Annotated in this window: 7 protein-coding genes; all 7 read right to left on the reverse strand. The window is 67.9% G+C overall.

Annotation, left to right across the window (positions count from 1 at the left end):
* Window positions 1-67 precede the first annotated feature (67 nt).
* A complete protein-coding gene (locus Q4C89_RS12750; RefSeq protein ID WP_303103000.1) occupies window positions 68-1,882 on the reverse strand; it encodes a hypothetical protein in 1,815 nt (604 codons plus the stop codon).
* The gene (gene pilO, locus Q4C89_RS12755; RefSeq protein ID WP_303103001.1) at window positions 1,879-2,550 is read right to left on the reverse strand and encodes a type 4a pilus biogenesis protein PilO; all 672 of its coding nucleotides are present in this window, start codon (window positions 2,548-2,550) and stop codon (window positions 1,879-1,881) included. Before pilO ends, Q4C89_RS12750 begins: the two co-directional genes overlap by 4 nt.
* Window positions 2,547-3,239: a hypothetical protein gene (locus tag Q4C89_RS12760; protein ID WP_303103002.1), complete on the reverse strand. Its 693-nt coding sequence runs from the start codon at window positions 3,237-3,239 to the stop codon at window positions 2,547-2,549. The genes pilO and Q4C89_RS12760 overlap by 4 nt, the downstream gene beginning before the upstream one ends.
* On the reverse strand, window positions 3,232-4,407 hold the full coding sequence (pilM, locus tag Q4C89_RS12765; RefSeq protein WP_303103003.1) for a type IV pilus biogenesis protein PilM: 1,176 nt from the start codon (window positions 4,405-4,407) through the stop codon (window positions 3,232-3,234). The genes Q4C89_RS12760 and pilM overlap by 8 nt, the downstream gene beginning before the upstream one ends.
* Before the next feature lie 177 nt (window positions 4,408-4,584).
* Window positions 4,585-5,418: a hypothetical protein gene (locus Q4C89_RS12770; protein WP_303103004.1), complete on the reverse strand. Its 834-nt coding sequence runs from the start codon at window positions 5,416-5,418 to the stop codon at window positions 4,585-4,587.
* A gap of 3 nt (window positions 5,419-5,421) precedes the next feature.
* On the reverse strand, window positions 5,422-6,699 hold the full coding sequence (gene murF / locus Q4C89_RS12775) for a UDP-N-acetylmuramoyl-tripeptide--D-alanyl-D-alanine ligase (RefSeq protein WP_303103005.1): 1,278 nt from the start codon (window positions 6,697-6,699) through the stop codon (window positions 5,422-5,424).
* A 72-nt stretch (window positions 6,700-6,771) separates the two neighbouring features.
* Window positions 6,772-7,624, reverse strand: an 853-nt coding sequence (locus tag Q4C89_RS12780) for a CBS domain-containing protein (protein WP_303103006.1), incomplete at its 5' end; no start/stop codon positions are given.

Here is a 7,624-nt window from a genome sequence, read left to right on the forward strand (position 1 = left end):
TCTGAGCTTGAGCGGCGGCCATGCCCAGCACGGCGGTCAGGAGAAGGGCGTGTCGTTTATTCATGGCTCACCTTTGTTCGAGTTCCAGAGTCTTGACGGTATTGCCGAGGGCCAGCGTCACGGCGTCGGCCTTGACTTCTTTGAGGACGACCTTGCCGCCTTCGTTGTCGGGAAGGGGCTGGCCCTGTTCGACGACGACAAAGCCCTGTGCAGTGCGGAAGACAGCCGTATTGGTCGGCCCCAGCACCACCGAGCTGAGCGAGAGCTGGCGCTGCGCGAGCAGTTGTTCGAGGGGGCTGAGGGTCGTGGTGGCCCCGGTGGGCGTGACGACGGTGCCCGCCGCGCCCGCCGAGTCGGTCGGGTTGGCGGCGTCCGTTCCCGCGACGGTGATGAGGGGTGGGGCTGCCTGGGCACTGCCCGCTGCGCCCGCCGAAGCTGCCGCGCCTGTAGGTGCAGCGGCGCTGCCCGTCCCCGTCTGACCGGTCACGGCGTTCGGGCGGCCTGAGGTCTGGGGAGCCTGGGCCACGAGTTCGGGCACCGCATTGGACTTGGGCACGCGGGCCGCCACGATGGGCGGGGGCGTCACCGGGTCAGGCGCGGGCGTGGTGACGGTAGGCTGGCTCCCACCCACGACCTGAGGCGTCTGGCTGCCGCTGATGACGACAGGCGGGCGCACGGTGACAGAGCCACTCGGCACGGGGCGCACAGTGGGCACCTGGGCCGTGGTGGTCTGGGGTTTGCCGCTCGCCGTGCCGCCCGTGGGCCTCGGCGACGCGGCTTGTGTCACAGGCTTCCGGGCGGCTGGTTGCTGGGCCGCAGCGTTTTGAGCCGCAGAGGTCTGGGCCGTCGGCTGCCGAGCAGCGGGCTTCTGGGCCACGGGTTGCCGGGTGGTCGTCTGCTGAGACGTGGTCTGCGCGGTGGTCGCTCGCTGCCCGCCGGATGTGCCCGCCCTCTGCGACCCGGCAGAGGTGGCGGGGGCGGCCACTGCGGTGACGGAAGGGGATTCGGCCACAGGCGCGGACGTGTTGGGAAGCGTCGGAATGGGCAGCGCTCCGCTGAGGGGGTCAAGCGTGGCGGCAGGGGTGCTCGCCACTGGCGTGGGCGTACTGATGACCACGGGGGCCGGTGCCACAGGCGTCGTGGGGACAGCAGCGGGAGCGGGTTGCGGCGTCGTTTGGTTGTCCCCGGGCACGCCAGCCGCGAGCACGTCTTCCTGATTCGTACCTGCCTGACCTTCCGGCGTCTGGGCCCCCCCCGTGTTGCCCGCAGCGTTCCCCGACACCGAACCGCTCGCTGTGAAGTTCGGGCCGCCGAAGGGGTTGGTGTTACCGAGGGGCACCAGGGGCCGTTCGGGATTGATTCCGCTAGGCGCAGGAGCGGGAGCGGGCTGGCTCTGCGCGACACCGGACGCGGCGCCCGTCGCCTCGCCCGCGTCGGTACTCAGGGGCGGGACAGTGGCGACCAGGGCTTCGTTGCCGTTGGCTCCACCAGCAGCGGTTCCTGTTCCTGCACCTGTACCCGCTCCTGCCGAGGGGTTGCCGTCCACGGGAGTTGCTCCCGTACCCGTCCCATCCGTGCCAGCAGTTCCGTCCGGGGTGGTTGCAGTCCCGTTCGGGTCCGTCGTCGCCGTGCTTGCCCCACCCGCCGTGTCGGTGCCGCCATTGTCGGTCGAACTGGTCACAGGCGTTACCGGGTTGACCCCGGCGTCATTTTGGCCCGGCTGACCGGTCAACACGAACCAGCCTCCGATCAGGGCGACCATGCCCAGCACGACCAGCACGAGTTTGACCTCGCGGGGCATGTTGAGGTTCAGCGTCGAGCGGTCCTGGGACTGCGTGGTGATGGTCTGGGTCTGGTCTGTCTCACTCGGCAAACGGCTCATTGCGTGCCTCCAGAAGCCGAGGGCGCGGGGGCTGCCGGAGCAGGGGCGGGCGTCCCCGCCGCAGCGGGCGTCGTCCCACCGGCAGCGGCCTGAGCCGCGTCGAAGGTGTAGACCGTCAGTCCCATGTTGCCGCTCAGCTTCGTGCCCTGGTTGCCCTGAACCGAGTCGTTCGCTTGAGCTTGCAGGCCCACGGTGTCCACGGTGGTGAAGCGGCCTTGCAACTCCAGATTGCGCAGCACTTCAAAAAGCTGTGGGAACTGACCGTCAATGGTCATGGTGATGCCGATGGGTTTGACCCCGGCGGGGAGATTGGCGTCGGCGGTTCCGGCAGAAAAGCCCAGCGATTTGAGGTCTCCCCCGGCGGCACTCACCGTCTGCTTGATGTTGCTGATGACCTGCCCGAAATTGGCGGTGGGCGGCAGCGCCTGCAAGAAGCGCTCGCGTTCCACTTCGAGTCCTTGCACCTCTTTGGTGAGGTTCAGCACCTGAGCCGCCTTGCCCTGGTCGGCGGAAAGTTGAAGCTGACGCTGCTCGATTTCACCGTTGAGCGTGGTGATTTCCAGCTGGCGCGGCTGAATCAGCTGGCTGTAGACGAGGTAGCCCAGGACAAAACAGGCGAGCACAACGAGCGCGAAGATGTACTGGGGCGTGAGTTTGACGCTGCTCATGGGTTGCCTCCAGCGGGGGCAGGCGTGGCCGGGGCGCTCGGCGCGGGGGCCGGAGCCGTGCCCGAGGCAGGCACGGGCGTGGTGGCACTCGCGGCTGCATTGGCGGCTTGGTCACCGACCACACCCACGGCGGCGGAGAAGGTGTAGGCGCCACTGCCCGTATCCCGCTGCATGCTCTTGAAGTCCACGCCGAAATTGGCGTCGGTTTCGTAAGCGTTGAGGAACGAGATGATGGCCTCCTGGCTGCCCGCCTTGCCTGCGAGGTCGAGCTGACGGGTCACGGCCTTGCCCGCGTAGGCGGGGTTGGCGGAGGTGCCGCTGTCCACAGTCGTCATGTTGATGCTGTTCAGTACCACATTGCCCGGCATCCGGCCCACGAAGGAGGCGAGATCGTTCGACCAGTAGGTCTTGCGGTCACGCAGTTGCAGCGCCACGTTGGTGACCTGCTCGAGTTCGGTCTTGCGGGCCACCAGTTCGTTGTACCGCTGCTTTTGGGGAGCGACGGCCTCGATCTGCTTTTGCAGGTCTTCCGACTGGGCGCGCAGCTTGTTCGTGTTGCCCGACACCGCAATCAACCAGCCCCCCAGCACCGCCGCCGTCAGTCCCGCCACAGCCCACGAGGCGTATTTCCAGACGTTCGGCTGCGTCTTTTTCTGGTACTCCTTGGGCAGCAGGTTAATTTCAACCACGGCTGCTCACCCCCCGAAGGGCGAGCCCCAGCGGCACGGTGAATTCGGGCGCGTTGGTCTGGAGGTAGCCGGTATCCACGCCCGCTTGATCGGTCTGCACCGTCAGCCAGGGCGACGCGACCTCGACCCGGAAGCCCAGTGCGTCGCTGATGGCGGCGGCCAGACCGCGCAGTTTGGCCCCGCCGCCTGCCAGGAAGGTCCGGTCGATGACCACGTCGCCGCTCTGCACGCGGTAGAACTCCAGCGAACGCCGGATTTCGGTGATCAGGTCGCCCAACACTGGGCGCACCACCTCGAACACGCGGGCCGGGCTGTAATGCTCCCGGCTGAGGTCGAAGTTGAGCAGGTCTTCCTCGTCCTCGGTGGGCGTAGTCGCCGTGGCGTAACCGAGCTTGACATCCTCGGCGGCGGCAAAGTCGAGGTCGAAAGCCTTCTGGAGGGCGGTGGTGAAGTCGTCGGCGGAGACGTTGATGTTGCGGGTCATCAGGATGCGGTCGCCGCGCACGAGGTTGATGACCGAGCTGCTCGCGCCGATTTCCATGACCAGTGCGACTTCTCCGGCCTCGGTGTAATTGCTGCCCGTGAGGGTGCTCTTGGTGAGGTGTTCGCCCAGCAGGTTGCCACGCAGGGCACGCAGCGCCGCGAAGCTCTTGAGGTCCACGACGGTCGGCTCCAGCCCCGCCAGACGCAGCACCTCGATCTGGCGGTGAACCGCCTCGGTGGGCGCGGCGGCGATGACGACTTCCATCTGCCCGTCGTCGGGAATGGTGGACGGGTCGTCGAGGAGGTCGAAGTCGAGCGTCACTTCATCAATGGGGTAGGGAATGTAGCGCTCGGCTTCCCACCGGATGGCGTCTTGCAGGTCCTTGCGTTCCATGCGCGGCACCATGATGTTGCGGGTCACGGCGACCTGATTGGGCACCGCCGTGACGGCGTAGTTGGTGGTGATGCGGTGTTCGGCCAGCAGGTTTTTGAGTTCCCCGGCTACGGCCTGCGGCTCGACGACCAGACCGTCACGCATGCTGCCGATGGGGGTCGGCACCATGACGGCGTGCTGCAACGATGGCGGCGAACCGGCCTTGAGGGCGACCACCTTGATGGTGCTGGTGCCGATCTCCACGCCTATGGCCGCGGGACGGCTGCGAAAACGGTTAATGAGGCTCGTCATGCTCCCTCCAGAGTCGGGCAAATTTTAGCATTCACTCATCTGCCGGGGCAGGCTCCCCTGATGGAAAGTATGACCTCCCAAGCAAGGGAAAAACGGGCCTGAAAAGCGGTGAATTGAGAAGGGCTTCGGAAGGCGGGCGGCAACGGACATAGCGTCTCTATGCAACCACCCCCCCGCTTACGGAACTCTGACATGTGGGGCGGCGGCCAGTACCGGATGACCCGCCGCCGGAAGGCGCAGCAGGGGCCGCAAGTCGGCAGCAAAGCGGCGAAGCTCACCTGCTGGGCTGACCGTCACCACCTCGCCCTGCACCAGCCCCACCCGCCCCGCGCCGTGCGGCACGCGGGCCACCACCTGCCCGGCGGCGAAGTGTTCCAGGGCGCTCCCGGTCAGGCGGTACTCGCCCAAGCGGTCAGCCGCCGTCGGGAGCCAGGCAGTCGCCGCGCCCGCTGGGGTGCGGTACAGGAAGGGGCGGGCCTGCCGCTCGGTCACCACGCCGTCCGACACGCGGCGCACCTGACCCGCCAGCCAGACGTAGTCCTGCTCGTCGCCACCGGTCACGGCGGCTTGCGGGCGACCCGCTATGCCCCGGCCCGGTTCGCCGCCATAGCTGAGGGTGCTGCCGTCGCGGCGGTAAATGCGCGTGCTGCTGAGAGCAGCGGCGGCTCCGGCGACCACACTGCGCGGCGCGAGGTCGAGGGTCACCGCCAGCCCCGGCCCCGGTAGCAGCGCCCAGGCCGTTTCGCCCTGCCACGCCACGTCGGAAGCGGGTGGCAGTTTGGGACAGGTCACGCGGTAGCCCGGAGCGCGGGCGACGCAGGCCCGCCCATCCACCACCCAGGCCACCCCCGCGTCCGAAAAAGCGGCGCGAAAACGCTGGGGGTCACCGTGAAGTCCGGGCACCGCCGCCGCCGGAGCCTCCACTGGAGAGGAGGTCGGCGCACAGGCGCTCAGGAGGGAAACTGCCAGAGCGCAGGCCAGTGTCCGGAAAGGCAAGCGGGGCGGCAGCACGCCTTAAACGCCTTCCCCGCGCTGCTCCAGCAATCCGTTGACCACCACGTCCAGACCCACGCCCGCGCCGAGGCGCTGCTCTGGGGTCATGGAAATGCCCCGGCTGGCCTTGACCAGCACCACGTCGCCGTCCCGCACTTCGCGCCGCAGGTCGTCCAGCAGGTCGGAAACGTTGGCGAAGGCCCGTTCGCCCAACTCATGAGCGAACTCGCCCACGCCGTAGGTCAGGTCGGCCCGTTCGCGGGCGTAGGCTCCGACTTCGGCGTGCAGGTCGCGCTCGGTGGGGCCGAGTTCCAGCATCCGGCCCAGCACGCTGATGCGGCGTCCGGGCCAAGCGGCCAGAGCGTCCAGCGCGGCCCGCACCGCGACAGGCGAAGCGTTGTAGGTGTCGTCGATGACGATGAACCGCCCCGGATGCACCCGGTAGCGCCCGCTGGGAACCTCGACCGCACTCATCCGCACGGCGGCGTCGGCCAGGGCAATACCGTTTTCGCGGGCGAGTTCCATACCCAGCACGGCGGCCTCGGCCTGCACCCGCGAGGCCAGCGGCAGAATGACGCCCATGCCGCCGAAGCGGAAGCGGGCCGCCTGCGGCGTGAGTTCCAACCCCTCGCCCCGGTAGGTCACATTGCCGAAGCCGTAGCTGTCGGTTTGCGGAAAATACGCGCTGGCCTGCTCGCCCACCAGCCCGCGCCGCGCTCCGAGAATCAGGCCCTTTTCACGGGCGATGGTCTGCACGTCGCCGAACTGTTCGAGGTGGGCGGGGCCGATGGTGGTCACCACGCCCACGTCGGGGCGCACCAGGTCGACGAGTTCCGCCATTTCCCCGATGCGGTCAATGCCCATTTCGACGACCAGCGGCCGCTGGCTGGCCCCGTACTGCACCAGAAAACAGGCGATGGCGGGCATGGTGTTGTAGACGGGCATGGAGTGGGCATCGAGCGCCGCCGCCGCGTAGGCCTTGGCGGTGGTTTTGCCCGCACTGCCCGTGATACCGACGACCAGCGGGTTTTTGGCCCGTTCGTGCCGCGCCCAGGCGAACAGGGCGTTTCGGGCGTCGTCCACGCGAATGGCGCGGGGCACGTCCAGGTCGGTCAGGACGAAAGGCGCACCCGCCGCCAGCGCCTGCTCGACAAACTGGTTGCCGTGCATTTTCTCGCCGGGCAGCGCCACGAACGCGGTGTCGGGGCCAGCTTCCCGCGAGTCCCAGGTCAGCCGCCGGGCAGGGCGGGCCTGGGGGTGAACCTGGGCCGGAAAGGGAAGAGAACGGGGGTCAAGCATGAAAGCAGGCTAGCAGGAGGGGCAGCGCCGCAAAGGAAGCCTGCCGAAGTTTTCCCCTTCCCTGGTCGGACTTTAGACGGTACCCACCATCGCCTTGAGCACGTCGCTGACCGTGAGCACACCCAGCAGTTCGTCGTTTTCGCCCACCACAGGCAAGCCGTGAACGTCGAGTTCGACCATCTTGTACATCACTTCCGCCAGCGGGGTCTGCGGGGTCAGGCGTCCCGATGGCGCACGCATCAGCGCAGTGACGGGCTGGTCACGCAGCAGCAGACTGCTGGCTACGTCGCGGCCCTGCACGGCCATTTCGCGTTCCAGCGCCGCTGTCACGTCCTTTTCGTGCAGCAGCCCCAGCAGCTTGCCCCCCGACAGCACGGGCAACACGCGCAGGCGGCTGACGGTCAGGCGGGCGGCCCCTTCGTTGGCGGCGTCATCGGCAGAAACGGACACGACTTCGCGGCTCATGTGTTCGCCCGCCGTGCCCCAGGCAGGGTTGGGCGACTCGGAGGCGCGGCGCAGCACGTCGGTCAGGGTCAGCATTCCGCGCAACTCGCCGTCCTCGTCCACCACAGGCATCCCCCCCACGCGGCGTTCCAGCATGGTCTGTACTGCCGAGGCCAGCGGCGTTTCGGGGGTCAGCGTCAGCACAGGCATCCGCATGGCTTCGCGCACGCGCACCCGCCCAGCCTTCACCGCGAAGTCCCAGGCACTGAGGCCCTCGGACACATGCGGCAGCTTGCGCTTGATTTCGCCATCGGTCAGCAGGCCGACCACGCGGCCCCCCTGCATCACGGGCAGGCGCTTGACGCCGAGTTCTTCCATCATCACGGCGGCGCTGGGCAGGGTTTCATTGGGGTCAATCGCGACGGCGCGTCCGTGCATTACATCTTTGACAAGCATGGTTTTCTCCTGAGGATGGGGCTGG

Origin of the sequence: Deinococcus sp. (genome assembly GCF_030523985.1) — a bacterium.
GTDB lineage: Bacteria > Deinococcota > Deinococci > Deinococcales > Deinococcaceae > Deinococcus.